This window comes from Paraburkholderia monticola (assembly GCF_001580545.1).
GTDB lineage: Bacteria > Pseudomonadota > Gammaproteobacteria > Burkholderiales > Burkholderiaceae > Paraburkholderia > Paraburkholderia monticola.
The window spans coordinates 44376-64300 of the sequence record NZ_LRBG01000038.1; the positions used below are offsets into that span (position 1 = coordinate 44376).

At 65.3% G+C, this 19925-nt stretch carries 14 protein-coding genes; 9 read left to right on the forward strand and 5 right to left on the reverse strand.

Going from position 1 to position 19925, the window contains the following annotated elements; genetic code table 11:
* Positions 1-251 precede the first annotated feature (251 nt).
* From CI15_RS27745 to CI15_RS27765, 5 genes are all read left to right on the forward strand, one after another.
* Positions 252-1022: an enoyl-CoA hydratase/isomerase family protein gene (locus tag CI15_RS27745; RefSeq protein ID WP_062134360.1), complete on the forward strand. Its 771-nt coding sequence runs from the start codon at positions 252-254 to the stop codon at positions 1020-1022.
* A 43-nt stretch (positions 1023-1065) separates the two neighbouring features.
* The gene (locus CI15_RS27750; RefSeq protein ID WP_062134363.1) at positions 1066-2307 is read left to right on the forward strand and encodes a thiolase family protein; all 1242 of its coding nucleotides are present in this window, start codon (positions 1066-1068) and stop codon (positions 2305-2307) included.
* Between the two features lie 45 nt (positions 2308-2352).
* Positions 2353-3120 carry an enoyl-CoA hydratase/isomerase family protein gene (locus CI15_RS27755; protein ID WP_062134367.1) on the forward strand — a complete coding sequence of 256 codons (768 nt, stop codon included), beginning with the start codon at positions 2353-2355 and terminating at the stop codon, positions 3118-3120.
* Between the two features lie 79 nt (positions 3121-3199).
* Complete coding sequence (locus CI15_RS27760) at positions 3200-4258, forward strand: DUF1254 domain-containing protein (protein ID WP_062134370.1); 1059 nt, start codon at positions 3200-3202, stop codon at positions 4256-4258.
* Positions 4259-4299: 41 nt separating this feature from the next.
* A complete protein-coding gene (locus tag CI15_RS27765) occupies positions 4300-5082 on the forward strand; it encodes an SDR family oxidoreductase (RefSeq protein ID WP_062134373.1) in 783 nt (260 codons plus the stop codon).
* Between the two features lie 147 nt (positions 5083-5229).
* Here the strand turns inward: CI15_RS27765 and CI15_RS27770 are convergent, their stop codons facing one another.
* On the reverse strand, positions 5230-6372 hold the full coding sequence (locus tag CI15_RS27770) for an acyl-CoA dehydrogenase family protein (RefSeq protein ID WP_062134376.1): 1143 nt from the start codon (positions 6370-6372) through the stop codon (positions 5230-5232).
* 360 nt (positions 6373-6732) lie between these two features.
* Here CI15_RS27770 and CI15_RS27775 point away from each other — a divergent pair, with 360 nt between their 5' ends.
* Both CI15_RS27775 and CI15_RS27780 read left to right on the forward strand, forming a co-directional pair.
* The gene (locus CI15_RS27775; RefSeq protein ID WP_062134379.1) at positions 6733-7632 is read left to right on the forward strand and encodes an SDR family oxidoreductase; all 900 of its coding nucleotides are present in this window, start codon (positions 6733-6735) and stop codon (positions 7630-7632) included.
* A gap of 78 nt (positions 7633-7710) precedes the next feature.
* A complete protein-coding gene (locus tag CI15_RS27780; protein WP_062136183.1) occupies positions 7711-9279 on the forward strand; it encodes a class I adenylate-forming enzyme family protein in 1569 nt (522 codons plus the stop codon).
* 144 nt (positions 9280-9423) lie between these two features.
* On the opposite strand, the gene CI15_RS27785 is transcribed toward CI15_RS27780, so the two are convergent.
* Positions 9424-10995, reverse strand: coding sequence for a class I adenylate-forming enzyme family protein (locus tag CI15_RS27785; protein ID WP_062134382.1), 1572 nt, complete (start codon positions 10993-10995; stop codon positions 9424-9426).
* A gap of 154 nt (positions 10996-11149) precedes the next feature.
* Entirely contained in the window at positions 11150-12199 is a 1050-nt protein-coding gene (locus tag CI15_RS27790) for an MBL fold metallo-hydrolase (RefSeq protein ID WP_062134385.1), read from the reverse strand.
* 318 nt (positions 12200-12517) lie between these two features.
* On the opposite strand from CI15_RS27790, the gene CI15_RS27795 reads away from it, so the two are divergent.
* Positions 12518-14320: an acyl-CoA dehydrogenase gene (locus tag CI15_RS27795; RefSeq protein WP_062134388.1), complete on the forward strand. Its 1803-nt coding sequence runs from the start codon at positions 12518-12520 to the stop codon at positions 14318-14320.
* 100 nt (positions 14321-14420) lie between these two features.
* Here CI15_RS27795 and CI15_RS27800 read toward each other — a convergent pair whose 3' ends face one another.
* A complete protein-coding gene (locus CI15_RS27800; protein ID WP_062134391.1) occupies positions 14421-15599 on the reverse strand; it encodes an acetyl-CoA C-acyltransferase in 1179 nt (392 codons plus the stop codon).
* Between the two features lie 40 nt (positions 15600-15639).
* The gene (locus CI15_RS27805; RefSeq protein ID WP_062134393.1) at positions 15640-17721 is read right to left on the reverse strand and encodes a 3-hydroxyacyl-CoA dehydrogenase NAD-binding domain-containing protein; all 2082 of its coding nucleotides are present in this window, start codon (positions 17719-17721) and stop codon (positions 15640-15642) included.
* A 441-nt stretch (positions 17722-18162) separates the two neighbouring features.
* Between CI15_RS27805 and CI15_RS27810 the strand changes: the two genes are divergently transcribed.
* Complete coding sequence (locus CI15_RS27810; protein ID WP_161950071.1) at positions 18163-19905, forward strand: DUF1302 domain-containing protein; 1743 nt, start codon at positions 18163-18165, stop codon at positions 19903-19905.
* Positions 19906-19925: the final 20 nt, after the last annotated feature.

Genomic DNA, 19925 nt, shown 5'->3' on the forward strand with positions numbered 1-19925 from the left:
GGCAATCGGCGCGACGGCCCCGAGTTATCACGCAGGTCATTGTGCCCATTCGTCCAGGTTTGCGGCCCCCCCGCAAATAGAGGGGATAGGGCCTGGTCGAAGCTCTATCTTTGCAATGCACGTACGGCGCGCCCCCGCTGCGCCGGGCTCGCCGGAACCCCGTGTTCCGGCCCCCACACTGCCGCCGCGCCGCGCGCACGATTTGCAGCGGACGATTTTTCGCCAGGACTGACATGGATTGGGAGCAATAGATGAGCGTCACGTTTGAACTGAAAGGCCCGGTAGGCTGGATCACCCTAGCGCGTCCGGAAGCCATGAACGCGCTGTCGCGCGAGATGGTGGAAGGCATCACCGCGAAGCTCGTGCAATGGCGGGACGACCCGCAGGTGCGGGTCGTCGCCGTGACCGGCACCGGCCGCGCTTTCAGCGCCGGCGCGGACCTGAAGACCGCCGGCGCGCCCGCGCAACCGGGCGAGAAGGACTTTCTGGACACCATCATCGACCTGTTCGACACGATGCGCGCGTTTCCGCGCCCGGTCATCGCCGCCGTCAACGGTCTCGCGCTCGCGGGCGGCCTCGAAGCGGTGATGACTTGCGACTTCGTGATCGCGGCGGAGAGTGCGCGTTTCGGCGACGCCCATTCGAACTTCGGCGTGTTCCCGGGCGGCGGCGGCGCAGCGGTGCTGCCGCGCAAGATCCCCGTGAACATTGCGAAATATCTGCTGTTCACGGGCGATTCCGTGTCGGCGCAAGAGATGAAGCAGTACGGCCTCGTGGCCGAAGTGGTCGCCGATGCGGAATTGCTCGACCGTGTACAGGCAATCGGCGAGAAGCTGGCGGCGAAAAGCCCGCTCGTGCTCACGAAGATGAAGCGCGTGGCCGACGAATCGGCGGACAAGCCGGTCGCCGACGCGCTGCGCCATGAAGTGCTGGAACTGCGCAACCACCAGCGTTCGTACGACATTCAGGAAGGGCTACGCGCGTTCGTCGAGAAGCGCAAGCCGGAATTCAAGGGCTACTGATCCCGGCGCGGCCGCGCGGGTTCGTTCGATTTTTGGGGAAACCATGGAAAACATTTATATCGTCGGCGTGAGCATGACGCCGTTTGGCCGTCACATGGACAAGAGCGTCAAGCAGCTCACCGCGTGGGCGGTCGAGGACGCGCTCAAGGACGCCGGTTGCGACCGCAAGTGGGTCCAGGCTGCATTCTTCGGCAATACGGCGCAAGGCCACTTCGATGGCCAGCACATGATTCGCGGCCAGGTGGCGCTCCTGCCGATCGGCCTTGGCGGGATTCCGATTTACAACGTCGAAGGCGCGTGCGCTTCGTCGAGCGCAGCGTTCAATCTCGCTGTCATGCAGATGCGCGCGGGCGCGGCGGACGTCGTGCTGGCCGTGGGCGCCGAAAAGATGTACTCGAACGACAAGGCCAAGATGTTCTCGTGCTTCGAGTCGGCGTGGGACATCGAGACGCTCGACGACAACAAGAACTGCCTCGCCGACATGGGCAAGGACATCGTGCCGCCACCCGGCTCGCAGTCCGACAAGCCGTACAGCCCGTTCATGGACGTCTACGCGGCGCTCGGCCGCGCGTTCATGTCGCGCTTCGGCATCACCCAGCGGCAGATCGCGGCAGTCGCGTCGAAGAACCACAACCACTCGGTGCACAACGAGCGCTCGCAATACCGCAAGCCGATGACGATCGACGAAGTGCTGGCCGCACCGCCGATCACTTACCCGATGACGCTGCCGATGTGCTCGCCGATCTCGGACGGCGCCGCCGCCGCGATTCTCTGCACGGAAAGCGCGCTGAAGAAGTACGGCTTCGACCGTAGCCGCGCGGTCAAGGTGATGGCGAGCGTGCTGCGCTCGGGCTCGGCCCGCGCCGCCGACGACTACGCGAACGCCTGCACGCCGCAAGCCGCGAAGGACGCGTTCGAGCAGGCCGGCATCAGCCCATCCGAAATCAACGTCGCCGAGTTGCACGATGCCACCGCGATCGGCGAACTGATCACGTTCGAAGGTCTCGGCCTGCGCGAGCCGGGCATGAGCGGCATCCTCGCCGAAAGTGGCGAGACGTCGCTGGGCGGTTCGATCGTGGTCAACCCGTCGGGCGGTCTCGAATCGAAGGGCCATCCGATCGGGGCGACCGGCCTCGGCCAGATCTTCGAGCTGGTCGAGCAACTGCGCGGCAACTGCGGCCCGCGTCAGGTCGAAGGTGCGCGCTTTGCGATTCAGGGCAACGGCGGCGGTCTGTGGCGTGTGGAAGAGGCGCTCGAACACATCGCCATTCTCGGCAAGGCGTAACCGCAACGTACGTGGCCGGTCAGCGCGCCGGCCTGGAGTCAAGCCATGGTTGAAATCAGCTGGGACGAGCGCGTCGCGGTCCTCGTGATGAAGGGCGCGTCGCCGTGGAACGTCATCGATCGCGCGATGCTCGAGCAACTCGGCGCCGCGTTTCGTGAAGTCGTCGCGCAAGATGCTCGCGCGATCGTATTGACGGGCGCCGGGCGCGTGTTCTCGGCGGGCGGCGACGTGCACCTGTTTCACGCGCTCGCGCAGCAAGGCGAGGACGTGCTGTCGAGCACCATCGGCGCGCTCATGGAGGAGCTCGGCAACCCGATTACGCGCTTCATCGCCGAGTCGCCGGTGCCGGTCATCAGCGCCGTCAACGGCCCCTGCGCGGGCGGCGCGCTCGGCTATGCGCTGGCCGCGGACATCGTGCTGTGCGCGCGCTCGGCATACTTCCTCGTGCCGCAGGTCACGCAACTGGGCGTCGTGCCGGATTTCGGCATCAACTGGGTGATCGCGCGTGCGCTCGGACGTCCGCGCGCGCTCGGCATGGCGCTGCTCGGCGATCGCATCAGCGGCGAACAGGCGGAGAGCTGGGGTCTCGCATGGCGCTGTCTTGACGATACGGAACTGATGCCGCAGGCGCTCGCGATTGCAAAGAAGCTCGCCATGTTGCCGACCGAGGCAGTCATCGGGTGCCGCCGCCTCGTCGACGGCGCAGGCCAGGTCTCGATGAATCAGATGCTCGCCGCCGAGCGCGAAGCGCAGCGCGATCTCGTGCGATCGACGTTCTTCCGCGACGCCTGCGCGCGTTTCGCGACGAAGTAGTACGGCAATAGGTCGGGTCACCCTGAACTCCGGGTGAATCATCCCGATTCGATAAGGAAAGGACTACTGGGGAAAGGCAATGAAATCGTACTTTCGTGCGCTGTGTGTGGCGGCATGGTTTTCCACCGTGGCGGCCGTCGCGCCGCCGTTGGCTGCGCAGACTGCCGCCGCATCGCAACCGGTCGCAGTGACGGCGGACAATTTCGTGCGTGCCGAAACCGACACGTACTTCGCAACGGTCGTCAGGCAGGATGGCTTCGGCAGGTTCCATCACTACCGCGAACTGATGCCGATCGACCGGCAAGCCGTGGTGCGTGCGAACCGGGACACCCTCTATTCGGTGGGCGTGTTCGATCTCGACGCGGGACCTGTGACGGTCACGCTGCCGGAGGCCGGCACGCGCTTCCGCTCGATTGTCGCCATCAGCGAGGACGAGTACGTGCCCTTTGTCGCTTACGGCAAAGGTCCTTACACGTTCACCCGCCAGCAGGTTGGCACGCGTTACGTGCTGATCGGCGTGCGCACGTTGGCCGATGTGCGGAATGCGGCGGACATGCAGGCCGCTCATGCGCTGCAGGACGGCATCGCATGGCAACAGCCGTCAACGGGCAGCTTCGGCGTGCCCTCCTGGGACAGCGCCTCGCAAAAGCGCGTGCGCAACGCGTTGATCCAACTCGGCACGACGCTGCCCGACCTGAACGGCGCGTTTGGCGCGCCGGGCGACGTTGCGCCCGTGCGTCACCTGATTGGCGCGGCCATCGCATGGGGCGGCAATCCGGACAAGGACGCCATCTACCTCAACGTGACGCCGCGCCGCAATGATGGCGGCACGGTCTATCGGCTGAGGGTGGCTGACGTGCCGGTGGATGGCTTCTGGTCGATCAGTGTCTACAACGAGAAGGGTTACTTCGAACCGAACGCCCAGGCCGCGTACACGCTCAACAACGTTCAGGCGAAGAAGGACGCGGATGGTGCCGTGACCGTGCAGTTCGGCGGCTGCGGCGACGGCGTGCCCAACTGCCTGCCGGTCACGGCTGGCTGGAACTACATGGTCCGCATGTACCGCCCGCGCGCCGAAGTACTGGACGGCCGCTGGAAGTTTCCCGAAGCACAGGCCGTCGCGTTGGCGGCCCAGTGAGCAGTCGCCTCGACATAGCCGGTACAGGGAGAGAAGTCACCGTGCGGACCACACAGCAACTTTTCAGTCTCGCGGGCCGTACCGCGCTCGTGACGGGGGGCTCGCGCGGACTCGGCTTGCAGATCGCCGAAGCGCTGGGCGAGCAGGGGGCGCGCGTCATGCTGTCAGCGCGCAAGGCGGATGAACTCGACGAGGCGGTCCGCTATCTCCGTTCGCGTGATATCGAGGCCGCGTGGATTGCCGCGGACGGCGCGTGCGAAGAGCATATCGCGCGTCTGGCCGACGAGACACTGGCCGCGTTCGGATACGTCGACATTCTCGTGAACAATGCTGGCGCGACGTGGGGCGCGGCCGCCGAAGACTATCCGCTCGCCGCGTGGGACAAGGTGATGAACCTGAACATCCGCGGACTCTTCCTTCTCACGCAGCGCATCGGCAAGCTGTCGATGATCCCGCGCAAATATGGCCGCATCGTCAACGTGGCGTCGGTCGCCGGGCTGGCCGGCAATGCACCCGGGACGATGGAGACGATTGCCTATAACACGTCCAAGGGGGCCGTCGTCAACTTCACGCGGACACTGGCGGGCGAATGGGGCAAGCACGGCATCACCGTGAACGCGCTCGCGCCTGGCTTTTTCCCTTCGAAGATGACACAGGGCTCGCTCGAGCGGATCGGCGTCGGGAACATGTGCGCCGAGGTGCCTCTCAATCGGCTCGGCGACGACGAAGACCTGAAGGGCGCCGCCGTGCTTTTCGCGAGCGAGGCCGGCAAGCACATTACCGGGCAGATCCTCGCGGTGGACGGCGGTGTGAGCGCGGTCTGAAGATACCTCAGCCTGGTCGAGTTTGAGCGGACACCCTCTGCAAACCCAGGACGTTGACCCGGAACATCCCCCTGCGGGGAACGAGGACATCACTGCCGCGTTCCCCCGCAAACGGCAACGAGCGCGCTCTTGCCGTTATGCCAACCCTCAAAGCGTGCGCGAGATGATGAGCTTCTGGATGTGGCTCGTGCCCTCGTAGATCTTCGTCACGCGTACGTCGCGGTAGTAACGCTCGACCGGGAAGTCGCTCAGATAACCGTAGCCGCCATGAATCTGCAGGGCATCCGAGCAGACCTTCTCGGCCATTTCGCTCGCGAACAGCTTGGCCATCGATGCTTCCCTGGTACATGGCAAACCGGCTGTCTGAAGGCGCGCCGCGTGAAGCACGAACTGATGCGCGATCTCCACCTGGGTCGCCATGTCGGCCAGGTCGAACGCGACGCCTTGCAGCTCCATGATCGGCGCGCCATAGGCTTCGCGTTCCTTCGCATAGCGCACGGCTGCGTCTAGCGCGGCGCGGGCCGTGCCGACGGCGATGGCCGCAATCGCGATGCGACCTTCCGACATGCCGCGCAACATCTGCCGATACGCGCTGCCTTCGTCGCCGATCAGGTTCGCCGCCGGCACGCGGCAGTCGATCAGCTGGATCTGCGCGAGGTGCGCGGAGCGCTGACCGAGCTTGTCCTCGACGCGCGCCACATGGTAGCCGGGCTCGGACGTGTCGATGATGAACATGCTCGCGCCCTTCTTGCCCGACGCCTGGTCGGTGATCGCGAGCGCCACGGCGACACCGGCCTGATTGCCGTTGGAGATGAACTGCTTGTTGCCGTTCAGCACGTAATGATCGCCATCGCGTTTGGCCGAGGTGCGGAACGCGGCGGTGTCCGATCCCGCCTGCGGCTCCGAAAAGAGACCGGCGCCAAAACGCTCGCCCGTGACCATGCGCGGCACGAAGCGCTTCTTTTGATCTTCGCTGCCCAACTCGGCGATCAGGCCCGCGATGGTGTTGTGAACGTGCACGACGGTGGCGAATCCCGCATCGGCGGCGGCGAATTCTTCGAGGGCGAGGCAGTAGTCGACGAAAGTCGCGCCCGAGCCGCCGTATTCCTCGGGCACCAGCATGCCGAGAAAGCCGAGCTTGCCGACGGCAGCGAGCTCGCTGGCCGGCCATGCGTGGGTGCGGTCGCGCTCGGCGGCTGTCGGCGCGACGAGTTCGGTGGCGACGGTGCGCGCCGAGTCGCGGATCATCACTTCCTGTTCGCTCAGGAACGCTGCGGATACATCGGTCATGTGTTCTCTCTCCTGGTTGGACGTGCGTGGTGGCGCGCGCGGCAAGGCGCGTCCACTGCATGGCGTTGCGACACGGGCCGGACGTGCGCGCGACGCGCACGCGGTCCCGGTTGCCCGTTCGCACTATGAACGGCGTGAGCGGGCGTCGCTCCCCTACATTGGAGGGGGGAATCAAAGGGGCGATTGAAGGAAGTGAGCCTTCAGCGGACTTGCCCCCCATCTGGAAGGGGGCGGCAGGGGGCGGCGACGTCATATGCTCGATCCACAACCACAGGTGTACAGCGTTGCGCCGTGCCCGACGAGCGGTCGTCTTCGTGAGGCGCGGTTCATTCTTTTGATCGAGACATTGGAGAGACTTTCATGAGCATCCGTTTTGACGGAAAGGTTGTACTGATCACCGGCGCAGGGGCGGGCCTTGGCCGCGTGCACGCGCTGGCATTCGCCGCACGCGGCGCGAAGGTGGTGATCAACGATTTCGGCGGCAGCCGGGACGGCACGGGTAGCTCGACCACGGCCGCGCAGGCCGTAGTGGACGAAATCCGCAAGGCGGGCGGCACCGCGATCGCGAACGGCGCGAACGTCGCCGACGCGGAGCAGGTCCAGGCGATGGTCGATCAGGCGATGGCCGAGTTCGGTCGCATCGACATCCTCGTGAACAACGCGGGCATCCTGCGCGACAAGAGCTTCGCCAAGTCGCAGCCCGAGGATTTCAAGCTCGTGCTCGACGTTCACCTGATGGGCTCGATCAACTGCTCGAAGGCGGTGTGGGACGTCATGCGCGCTCAGAACTATGGCCGCATCCTGATGACGACATCGGCAGCGGGCCTGTACGGCAACTTCGGCCAGGCGAACTACGGCTCGGCCAAGATGGCGCTCGTCGGCCTCATGAACGTTCTGAGCGTGGAAGGCCGTAAGAACAACATCAAGGTCAACACGATCGCGCCGGTCGCGGCAACGCGCATGACCGAAGACGTACTGCCCGCCGAAGCGCTGCAACGCATCCAGCCGGAGCGTGTGACGCCGGGCGTGCTGTATCTGTGCAGCGAAGAGGCGCCGACGAAGGTGATCCTCGCCGCGGGCGGCGGCACGTTCTCGACCGCGACGATCATGGAGACGGCGCCGGTCCATCTTCCGGACACCGAACTGAGCCCGGAAGGCGTGGCGGCGCGCTTCGGCCAGATCGCCGACTGGAACACCGCACGAGCCTATAACGAAGTGAACGAGCAGGTGCAGATGTTCCTCGCACCCGTTGCGGGCTAAACGTTCGCACAGGTCGATGAGACTCGCACACGGCGTCCCGCACGGACGCCGTGTGCATTTTCAGGGTGGAGGGATTTGGTGAAACTGGACTTTGCCAACGTCATGTCACACCTCGCGGTGCGGTTCGCGGCTCGCGAGGCGCTCGTCAATGTCGAGCGCGGGCGACGCTACCGCTTCGACGAACTGCACCGTCTCACCAACCGCATCGTCAACATGATGCGCGAGCGGCTGAGCCTGCGCCGCGGTGACGTCTATCTTTGCCTGCTCGAAAACGACAATCTGTCGCTGCTGCACACGTGGACAGCGTTGAAGGGCGAAGCGTGCGCGGCCTGGACCAACTTCCGCGACTCGATCGACGAGCATCGCTGGCAGGTCGATTTCATCCGGCCAAAGGTGGTGTTCATCGAGAACGCGTTGCTCGATCGCTATTTCGACTGGCTGCACGAGCGCGGCATCGAGGTCGTGTGCATGGATCCGCCGGCTGCGCCGCGCGAGGGGCTCGCGTATTTCTGGGATCTGCTCGACGGCCTGCGCGACACCAATCCGGGTGTGTCGAGCGATGCGTTTTCAGACCCGCTCGTGTATCGCTTCACGGGCGGCACGACCGGCGCGAGCAAGTGCGCGCAGTACACCATGGACAACTGGCTCGCGTGCCGCGACTCGCTGTATGTGGAGTTCGAACAGGTCTATTCGGAGGAAACACGCTACCTCCACATGGCGCCCATCAGTCATGGCTCGGGCCTGGCGATGCTGCCGACGCTCTTTCGCGGCGGCTGCACGATTACGCAGAACGTGCCGGACCTCAGGCAATGGTGCCGCAACATCGAGGCCGAGTGTGTGACGACCACGCTACTGCTGCCTACACTCGTCTATCGACTGCTCGAACTGCCCGAGGCCGCGCGACATGATCTGTCGAGCCTGCGCACGCTGGTCTATGGCGGCTCGCCGATGAGCCCCACGAAGCTCGCGCACGCACAGGAACGCTTCGGCAACGTGTTCTTGCAGCAGTACGGCTCGACCGAATGCCTGCAGGCCGTCTCGACGCTCACGAAGGCCGATCACGCGCGGCCCGGCGAGCACCACCTGGCGTCGGCGGGACGTCCGTCGCCAGGCATCGACCTGAAGATCGTGGACGAGAGCGGCACCGAGCTCGCGCCCGGCGCGACCGGCGAAATCTGGCTGCGCTCGCGCGCGACGATTTCCGGCTATTTCGGCAATCCGGGCGCGAGCGCGTCGGAATTCGAGGACGGCTACTGGAAATCGGGCGATCTCGGCCATGTCGACGAAGAAGGGTATCTGTACATCGTCGATCGCAAGAAGGACATGATCATCACGGGTGGCTTCAACGTCTATGCCGTGGAAGTGGAAGCGGCGCTTAACTCGCATCCGGCGGTGGAAAACGCGGCCGTGGTCGGTGTGCCACATGAAGAATGGGGCGAGGCGGTGCATGCCGAGGTTGTTCTGCGTGCGGGCGCCGAGGTGTCCGACGGAATGCTCATCGAGCACGTGAAGGCGCGGCTCGGGCGCTTCAAGGCGCCGAAAACGATCGTCTTCGTGCACTCGCTGCCGTTGAGCACAGTTGGGAAGGTCTTGCGGCGCGCGGTGCGGGAGAAATACTGGAAGGGTGTTTCGCGGCGCGTTTCGTAGCGAATGCAGGTGGGGCCTTGAGCCGCTTCTATGGCGATGCCGTAGAAGCGGCTTTTTTTTATTCAGCGCTCGTGTCCAGGCAGCGCTCTTGTCGAGCGCGCGGCAGGGAAGGATCACGCCGCGCGCTTCATCCGCCCATACTAGTCACCCGATACGGCGAGTCTGATCCTTCCAGTACTTCTCGCGCACGTGGCGGCGCAGCACCTTGCCGACCGGGCTCAACGGCAACGCCTCGACGAAGCTGATGTTTTTAGGCGCCTTGAAGCGGCCAAGCAGGCCCTTGACGTGCTCGATCAGTTCCTCGGCGCTCACCTCGCTGCCGGCCCGCACGAGCACCTCGGCGTGCACGGTCTCGCCCCACTCGACATGCGGCACGCCGACCACGGCAGCGTTTTCCACCGCCGGGTGCGAACTCAGCGCTGCCTCCACCTCCACGGCATAGACGTTGAAGCCGCCCGTGATGATCATGTCCTTCTTGCGATCGACGATGAAGAGGTAGCCGCCGTCGTCGAGATAGCCGAGATCGCCCGACTTCCAGAAGCCGTTGGAAAACTCCGCCGCCGTGCCCTCGGGATTATGGAAGTAGGCGCCGATCGTGCCGCGGCAACGCACCCAGATCTCGCCGGTTTGGCCTTGGGGCACTTCATTGCCGTCTTCATCCACGATCTTGACCTCGATACCGGTGCCGACCTGGCCCGCCGACGCGAGACGCCCTGTCGCGACGCCGGTCAGATGATCGGCCTTCGACAGTATCCCGACCATTTGCAGGCACTCGGTGGCGCCGTAGATCTGCGTGAAGACATTGCCGAAGCGCTCCTGCGCGAGCTTGAGCTTCGCGGGGCTCATCGGCGAGCCGCCGTAAAAGATTGTCGTGAGCGAAGAGAGGTCGTAACCGGCGATCTCCTTCACCTCGAGCAGGCGATAGATCAGTGTCGGCACGAGCAGCGCGTTGGTGATCTTCTCGGTCTGGACGTTCAGGCTCCACTGGCGAAGGTCCGGCAGGTTCTGCGTGACGTTGCAGCCGCCGCGGAAAAACGTCGACAGGATGCTGAAGCCGGACGCATGGCTGACCGGCGCCATGTGCAGATTGCGCGTGTGCTCGCTGAAGTACTGTTCGTTCTCGAAGTACGACGCGTCGCGCATCGCCATCCAGTTGTCGATGGTGTACTGCGCGCACTTGCTCCTGCCGGTCGTGCCGCCGGTGAAGCGGTAGATGAGCACGTCGTTGAACGCGTCGCTTTCGACATCGGGATTGGCCTCGCTGCTATCGGCCACGAGATCCCAGAAGTTGTGCAGACCCTCGCGCGGCGGGGCGGGCGGGTCCATGCAGACCACCGTGATGCCGCGTTGTGTCAGGAGGTCGAAATAGCGTTCCAGTAGCGTGTTTTCGATGAACACCACCTTCGGCTTGATGAAATCCATCTGCCAGCAGTGTTCCTCGATCGAATCGCGGAAGTTGGTGTACACCGCGCCGGCCTCGCCCTTGAGCGCCGTCCACGCATGCAGCAGCGCCATGTTGTCGTTTTCGAGCAGACACATGTAGGCGTCGCCGCGGCGCAGGTTCAGGCGCTCGCGCATCATGTTGGCGATCCGGTTGGTCAACAGGTGAAGCTCGCGAAACGTATAGCGCCGCTGGCGTTCGATGTTGACGAGCGCCTCGTTGTTCGCGTACTGCAGCGCGGTATAGCCGAGGATCCGCGCAAAATTCATTTTCATCTGATGTCTCCGGTTTCTTTGTTGTCAGGCTGCCGCGCTGCGCCGCGCCCGGCGCCTGCGCCGTTCCGCCTTGAGCTGATTGTATGCATTTGCCCAGAGCGTCACGCCTTCCTTTTCGTGGGGTCGCGATGGCTGCTGCGGCGGCCCGTTCCGCTCAGACGGCCCGATACCAGGCCACGCCATGCTTCTCGTCGACCGCCGCGAGTCCGCGGTTCACGAGGTAGTTCAGATGAGCGATGCTCTCTCCCGTGGCAAGTCCGTAAGTCGATGCGTCGCCGGGTCCGACGGCGCGGCCGAACAGCGTGCTGAATATGTCGACCGCGCGTTTGGGTTCGCTCAGCGCGCCGTGCAATCGCTCGATCGCGCGCCGCTGCGACGCCGCGAGGCGCGCAAGGCGCGCGTGCAGGCCGGTGAACGGTTCATTGTGCGCGGGCAGAACGAGTACGTCGTCGGGCACGCGCTCACGGATGGCGTCGAGCGAGGCGAGCCACTCGGCGAGCGGATCGGCGTCGGGCTCGCTCGGCAGCACGGACACGTTGGACGAAATGCGCGGCAGCACCTGGTCGCCCGACACGAACAGCTTGAGCGCCGGGCAGTACAGGCAGGCATGCTCGGGCGTATGGCCCGCGCCGACGACGACTTCCCAGTCATGGCCGCCGATCGCGATGATGTCCCGATCGCGGATGCGCCGATAACTGGCGGGCAATGCAAAGATGAGCCGCCCGAACGTGCCGAAGCGCTTCTGGTAGGTGTCGAGCGCCGCGTCGTCCCAGCCCGCGCGACGGTAGAACGCGATGGCTTCATCGGGTGCGGGATGCCCGGTGTCGCCCGCGAGCATGCGGCATTGCAGGTATTCGGTGCGCGTCATCCACAGGCGGCGGTTGGCGCGGCGCGTGAGCCAACCGGCCATGCCGACATGATCAGGGTGCAGGTGCGTGACGATCACGCGCGTCACCCCTTTGGCGAACGGCCCCTCCAACAGCATGCGCCACGTCTCGGCCGTGTCCTCGTTCCCTAGCCCCGTGTCGATCAGCGTGTGACCGTCCGCTTCTTCGAGCGCCCAGACGTTGATGTGCGTGAGCGTCGAGGGCAGCGCGAGGCGCATCCAGCGCACGCCCGGCGCGATCTCGCGCGCTTCGCCGCGCTCCGGCGGGGTGCCGCAGGGATAGGCAAGGCCTGTGTCCCGGTGGTTCGCGTCAGTCATTGCTGCTTCCTTTACTGATGTCATTCGAGTGTGTACATCGCTCGCAGATTCGACTTGTATCGCGGTTCGCCCCTGCTTCGCCCCCTCCATTCCGAGGGGGCGAAGCCGCGCCCCTGCGCCCCCGTCTTCAGGACAGGGGCGGCGCATCGCCGCGCCTGCTCAAATCGAGGCCCACCTTCGTTTGACGGATACGCATGCGGCAGCGACGCGCGTGCGCGATCGACAAACATTCGCCGGATCGAACTTGCGGCGCGCCGGGGCTTCGCGTGCTCGTACAGGCGGGCCGCCCGGCGACCGCACACTGAGCAGGAGTACACCATGAGCTATAGCGCGCCCATCAAGGACATGTCGTTCGTCATGAACGAATTGGCGGGACTCGACGATGTAGGCCGTTTGCCGGGCTTCGAGGAAGCCACGCCCGAGACCGCGCAATCCGTGCTGGAGGAAGCCGGCAAGCTGGCGAGCCAGGTCTGGGCGCCCTTGAACGTCGCCGGCGACCGGCAGCCTGCGCAGTGGAGCGAAGGCCGCGTCAGCGCGACACCGGGCTTCAGCGAGGCGTTCCGCCAGTTCGTCGACGGCGGCTGGCAGGGCCTCTCGCATCCCGTCGAGTACGGCGGCCAGGGCTTGCCGAGGCTCGTGGGGGCGGCATGCCTGGAAATGCAGAAGGCCGCTAACCTGTCGCTCGCGACGTGCCCGTCGCTTACCGACGGCGCGATCGAGGCGTTGCTGATGGCCGGCAGCGACGCACAGAAAACGCGCTATCTGCCGCGTCTCGTCTCGGGCGAATGGTCCGGCACGATGAACCTGACGGAGCCGCAGGCCGGCTCCGATCTCGGCTTGCTGCGCGCGCGCGCCGAACGCCACCCGGACGGCACGTATCGCATCTTCGGCACGAAGATTTTCATCTCCTGGGGCGAGCACGACATGAGCGGCAACATCGTGCATCTGGTGCTCGCGCGCACGCCCGACGCGCCCGAAGGCGTGAAGGGCATCTCGCTTTTTCTCGTGCCGAAGTACCTCGTCAACGACGATGGCTCGCTCGGCGCGCGCAACGACGTGCAGTGCGTGTCGATCGAGCACAAGATGGGCCTCAAAGGCAGCCCGACCGCGGTGCTGCAATACGGCGACGAGGGCGGCGCGATGGGCGAGCTGATCGGCGAGGAAAATCGTGGGCTCGAATACATGTTCGTCATGATGGTGTCGGCGCGCTACGCGGTGGGCATGCAGGGCATTGCAGTAGCCGAGCGCGCGTACCAGAAGGCGCGTGACTATGCGAAGGAACGTGTGCAAAGCCGGCCGGTGGACGGCTCCGTGCAGCAGTCGGTGACGATCGTCCATCATCCGGACGTGCGCCGCATGCTCGGCACCATGCGCGCGCTGATCGAGGCGTCGCGCGCGGTGGCCTACGTCGCGGCGGCGCACGCCGACCATGCGCGTCATCATCCCGACGCGTCCGCGCGTGCCGAACATCACGCGCTCTATGAGTTCATGGTGCCGATCGTGAAGGGCTGGAGCACGGAGATGTCGGTGGAGGTCGCGAGCCTCGGGGTGCAGGTTCACGGCGGCATGGGCTTCATCGAGGAGACCGGCGCCGCGCAGTTCTATCGTGATGCGCGCATCCTGCCGATCTACGAGGGCACGACGGCGATCCAGGGCAACGACCTGATCGGCCGCAAGACCGTGCGCGACGGCGGCGCGGTCGCGAAGCGGCTCGTCGGCGAGATCGGCCAGATCGTGCAGGCGCTGGCGGCACATCCAGCGTTCGTGGACAGCCCGGCATTCATGGCGATGCACCGGCATCTGGCGGCGGCGAATCAGTCGTTCGCCAATGCCGTGGCGTTCATGCTCGAGAACGCCAAACAGGATCCGAATGCCGCGTATATGGGCGGCGTGCCGTATCTGAAGCTCGTCGGCATCGTGCTGGGCGGCTGGCAGATGGCGCGGGCGCTGCTCGCTTCGCAGCGTTTGATGCAGGAGGATCCGGCGTTCCACGGCGCGAAGATTGCCACGGCGCATCATTACGCGACGCATCTGCTGCCGCAGGCCGGCGCGCTCGAAGCCACGATCCTCGGTGCGCGCGACGGCGAAGGCGTGCTCGCGTTGAGCGAGGACCAGTTCTGATCCGCAAGTGAGCGACTGTGCCAACGAAAACGGGGCCGCGCGGCCCCGTTTTTTTCGTCAGTCGTTCGCGCGGTGAGTACACCTGTGCGCGAGCAAACGGTCAAAGCACCTCGAAGAGCGCCGCCGCCCCCTGTCCGCCACCGATGCACATCGTCACCACCACGTGTCTGACTCCGCGCCGCTTGCCTTCGATCAGCGCGTGCCCGACGAGTCGCGCGCCCGACACGCCGAACGGATGCCCGACCGCAATCGCGCCGCCGTCCACGTTCAGACGGTCCAGCGGAATGCCGAGCTTGTCCGCGCAATAAAGCACCTGAACCGCGAAGGCCTCGTTCAATTCCCACAAGCCGATGTCCTCGACCGTGAGTCCCGCCTTCTTCAGCAGTTTCGGGATCGCGAAGACGGGGCCGATGCCCATTTCGTCGGGCTCGCAACCGGTGACGCTGAAGCCGATGAATCTGCCGAGCGGCTCGAGCCCCTTTGCGGCGGCCACGCGCGCGCTCATCACGACCGAGGCCGAGGCGCCATCCGAAAACTGCGAGGCGTTGCCCGCCGTGATGACACCGCCCGGCAGCGCCGTGCGAATCTTCGCGACGCCTTCGAGCGTGGTGTCGCCGCGGATGCCTTCGTCGGCGGTGACGGTGACGCGCTTCGTCACGATCTGTCCGCTCGCGCTATCGGTCAAGCCCGCGAGCACGGTGATCGGCACGATCTCCTTGTCGAAGCGTCCCGCCGCCTGTGCGGCCGCCGCGCGTTGCTGACTGCGAGCGCCATACTCGTCCTGGCGCTCGCGTGAAATGTCGTAGCGCCGTGCGACGTTCTCGGCGGTCTGCAGCATGCTCCAGTAGATCTCGGGCTTGTGCTCGACGAGCCACGGGTCGTTTGCGAACTGCTGGTTCATCTGCCGCTGCGTCCACGAGATGCTCTCGACACCGCCCGCCACGAAGATGTCGCCCTCACCGGCGATCACCCGCTGAGCCGCCATCGCAATCGTCTGGAGTCCGGAAGAGCAGAACCGGTTGACGGTGGCGCCGGGCACCGTGACCGGGCAGCCCGCGCGCAGCGCGATCTGGCGCGCGATGTTGCCGCCGGTGGCGCCTTCGGGATTCGCGCAGCCGATCAGCACGTCCTCGACTTCGCCGGGTTCGATACCCGCGCGCGCGATGGCGTGCTCGACCACGTGGCCGCCGAGCGTCGCGCCGTGGGTCATGTTGAAGGCGCCTTTCCAGCTCTTCGCGAGACCGGTGCGCGCCGTGGAGACGATGACTGCTTCATTCATGATGTGTCGTTCCTTCGTTGTTGTACCGTGCGGCGCGCGCTCAGTCGTTGAAACCGTTGCCTTCTTCGGCGAGCTGGGCGAGGCGCGGCGCGATCTGCCATGCGTGACCCTGATAGCTGTGCGCGTAGCGGCGCATCGCGCGTGCGACGTTGTAGAGGCCTAGCTGGTCCGCATAGAGCATCGGGCCGCCGCGAAAACGCGGAAAGCCGTAGCCGCTCAGATAGACCATGTCGATGTCCGACGCCTTCGACGCGATGCCCTCGTCGAGAATCAACGCGCCTTCGTTGACGAGCGCGAATACGAGCCGCTCGACGATCTCCTCGTCGGAGATCTTGCGGCGCGTGATGCCGAGATCCTTCGAGTGCTGCACGATCATCTCGTTGACCCACGGGCTCGGGTAAGCGTTGCGGTCGCCCGGCTTGTAGTCGTACCAGCCCGCGCCGCTTTTCTGTCCGAAGCGGCCGTTCTCGCAGAGCAGGTCGCCGGTCTTCGAGTAGTTGAACTCCGGTCGCTCGACGGCGCGGCGCTTGCGGATCGCCCAGGCGATGTCGTTGCCCGCCATGTCGATCATGCGGAACGGCCCCATCGCGAAGCCGAACTTCTCGATGGCGCGGTCGACCTGTCCCGGCAGCGCGCCTTCGTCGAGCAGGAACCCCGCCTGGCGGCTGTACTGTTCGATCATGCGGTTGCCGATGAAGCCGTCGCACACGCCCGAGACCACCGCCGTCTTGCGGATCTTTTTCGCGAGCAGCATCACCGTGGCGAGCACGTCCTTGCCGGTCTTCGCGCCTCGTACCACTTCGAGCAGCTTCATGACGTTGGCCGGGCTGAAGAAGTGCATGCCGATCACATCTTCGGGGCGCCGCGTGAAAGCGGCGATGCGGTCGACATCGAGCGTCGAGGTGTTGGAGGCGAGGATCGCACCGGGCTTCATCACCTCGTCGAGCGTGCGGAACACGGTTTCCTTGACGCCGAGGTCTTCGAATACGGCCTCGACGACGAGGTCGGCGTCTCTGATCTCGTGATAAGAGAGCGTGGCCGAAAGCAGCGTCATGCGTTGCTCGACGTCTGCCTGCGTGAGCTTGCCCTTCTTCGCGCTGTTCTCGTAGTTGCGGCAGATCGTGGCGACGCCGCGATCCAGCGCCTGCGCTCCCGTTTCCAGCAGCGTGACGGCAATTCCGGCGGACAGGAAATTCATCGCGATGCCGCAGCCCATCGTGCCCGCGCCGATGACCGCGACGCGCTCGATCTTGCGCGTCGCGGTGTCGGCCGGGACGTCGGGGATGCGGCTTGCCGCGCGCTCGCCGAGGAACGCGTGACGCAGCGCGCGGGCTTCCGGCGTGCCGAGCAGATACACGAAGTGATCGCGTTCGACGACTGCGCCCCGATCGAATGATTCCAGCGAGGCGGCCACGGCCTCGACGCAGCGCAGCGGCGCGGGGAACGGACCGGCCCCCGCCGCGACCGTCTGGCGCGCGACGCCGAGAAAGCCTTCGGCATTCTCGTGGCGCACCTTCAGGTCGCGCAGACGCGGGTGCGGGCAGGGCGCCGTGGCGGCCACCCTGGCGAAGTCGATCGCCTTGCGCAGCACGTCCTGATCGACGATTTCGTCGACCAGCCGGGTGCCCGCGAACTTGCCGGCGAGCACCGGCGTGCCGGAGAGGATCAGGTTCAGCGCGGGTTCGAGGCCGATCGCACGGGGCAGACGTTGTGTGCCGCCCGCGCCCGGCAGCAGGCCGAGGTTGACTTCGGGCAGCGCGATCTGCGCCGTGGACGAAGCGAGGCGATAGTGGCAGCCGAGCGCCAGTTCGAGTCCGCCGCCCATCGCCGTGGCGTGAAGCGCCGCGACCACGGGTTTGGCCGATGCCTCGATCGTCGCGATCACCGTGTGCAGGCTCGGCTCCTGCAAGGCCCTCGGCGTGCCGAATTCGCGAATGTCCGCGCCACCCGAGAACGCGTTGCCCGCGCCGGTGATGACGATTGCCTTCACGGCATCGTCCGCGAGGGCGCGCGTCAAGCCTTCGATCACGCCGATGCGCGTGGCGAGGCCGAGGCCGTTCACGGGGGGATTGTCGAGGGTGATGACGGCGACGCCGTCATGGTCCTGATACTGCGCCGTCATTGCTGGTTTCCTTTGAGTCTTGAAGCCATCCGCCCGTGCTGCCGGCAAAGGCGCGCCTACGCGCGGAGGGTCGCTTTCCGGCGTGCCCGAGCGGTTGAGCGCGCAAGGCGCCGGCCTGTTTCGAGGATGAGTGCCGGCCATCATGGCGCGCGCGACTTGCGTTCGCCCCTCTCTTTATAGGGAGGCGACCCGACCTGCCTGGTTACCCCAACAACGTTTACCCCTCCCCTCTTTTTTACAGGGGAGGGAGGGGCGGCAGTGCTGGCAACTTACGCCATGGCTAACCGGTGTGAGCCACGCGGCGCAGTGCGTGCCGGTGTCCGTGAGATTGCGCGCGGGCGCGGCGGTGGAGGCTGGCGTTCAGGTAAATCGCAGATGAAGAAGTCGAAGACAAAAGGAGACCCATCGATGTACCGCAAGAGTCACAAAGACCGCAGGGCCATGACCCTGCCGCGCCTCACCCTGCTGGCCAGCCTGATCGCGGCCGTGATGCCGCTGCATGCTTACGCGTTCAAGATCGACACCGGCTCGACCGACTGGGACGTGAGCTGGGACAACACCTTCAGCTACAACCTCGGCATGCGCACTCAGGGCGTCGACCCGCTGATCGGCAACAACCCGAACTTCGACGACGGCGACTACAAGTTCGGGCACGCCGGCGATACCGTCACCAACCGCGTCTCGATCCTCTCGGAGTTCACGGCGGCCTACCAGGGCTACGTGGGCTTCCGGCTCTCCGGCTCCGCGTGGAAAGACTTCGCGTATGGCAGCGGCGACAACACGAATCCGGGCATCTACGCGCCGGGCATTACCTACCAATCGATTCGCGCCTATCCGAACGGCGTGTACGGCTCCTTTACGAACCGCTACTACGTGCAGGGCGCGCAACTGCTCGACGGCTTCGCGTTCTACAACTCGCAGGTCGGGGGGCACGCCATCTATCTGAAGGGCGGTCAGTTCACCGAGTATTGGGGCAACTCGCTGCTGTCGCCGACGCAGGGCATCTCGTATGCGCAGGGCGCCACCGACGGCATCAAGGCGTACAACTCGCCCGGCACGCAGACGAAGGAACTGTTGCTGCCACGGCCGCAGATCAGCATGACGGCCCAGGTTACGCCCGAGGTGTCCGTATCCGGCCAGTATCAACTCGGCTGGACCTATAACCGTCTGCCGACTGGCGGCACCTATATCCAGGCAGCCGACTTCATCGCCCAGGGGCCGTCCGGGCTGTTCCTGACGGCGCTGCCGGGCGCGGTGCGTCCGCTTTTCGGGCTGCCCCCCAGCAGCGCGCCGTTCGCCTACCAGGTGCCACAGGGCAATGCCATCACACCGCCGCAGGTCGACAACAACTTCGGCCTCAAGCTCGGGTGGACGCCGCAATTCATCGATGGCGCGATGGGCTTCTATTTCCGGCGCCTCGACGAGACCCAGCCCTGGATACTTGCCAACTGGAAGGCGGTTCCCGCACTCAAGACCTCGTTGCCGACCGACTATCACCTCGCCTATAACCGCGGTGCGCAACTGTTGGGCTACAGCTTCGACACGACGATCGGCAGCGTGGCCACGGGTTTCGAAGCTTCGTATCGTCACAACACCGCGCTGAATACCGCGCTCAGCCCGGCCGTCATGAACCAGACCGAGGGCGCGAAGGGCAACATCATCAACCTCGTCGCTAACGCGATCGTGCCGCTGTCGCGCTCGCCGATCTGGGACACGGGCAGCCTCACGGCGGAAATCGGCTATACGCACCTGCTCTCCGTCACGCAGAACGCACAGCTATTCAATGGTGTGGGCTATCCCGGATGCCCGAGCAACAACAAGTGGAACGGCTGCTCGACGAAAGACTATGTGGGCTTCGGCGTCGTGTTTCAGCCGCAATGGCTGCAGGTATTTCCCGGCGTCGACCTGAGCATGCCGACCTCGGTAACGGGCGGCATCTGGGGCACCAATCCGATCAATCCTGGTCCGGCAGCCGGCGCTCAAGGCGCCTTCACGTACTCGATCGGCGTGCAGGCGCTGATCCGGCAGCGCGCCACCCTCACGCTTTCCTATATCGGCTATCACGCGCACGTGAATGCGACGTCGACGACGCCGAGCGGCCTGCCCTTTGCAAGCGCCGGCAACGGCCTATACGACCTGAACGACCGTCCGTGGGTCTCGCTGACCTTGCAGTCATCGTTCTGAAACACCCAAGACATACAGGA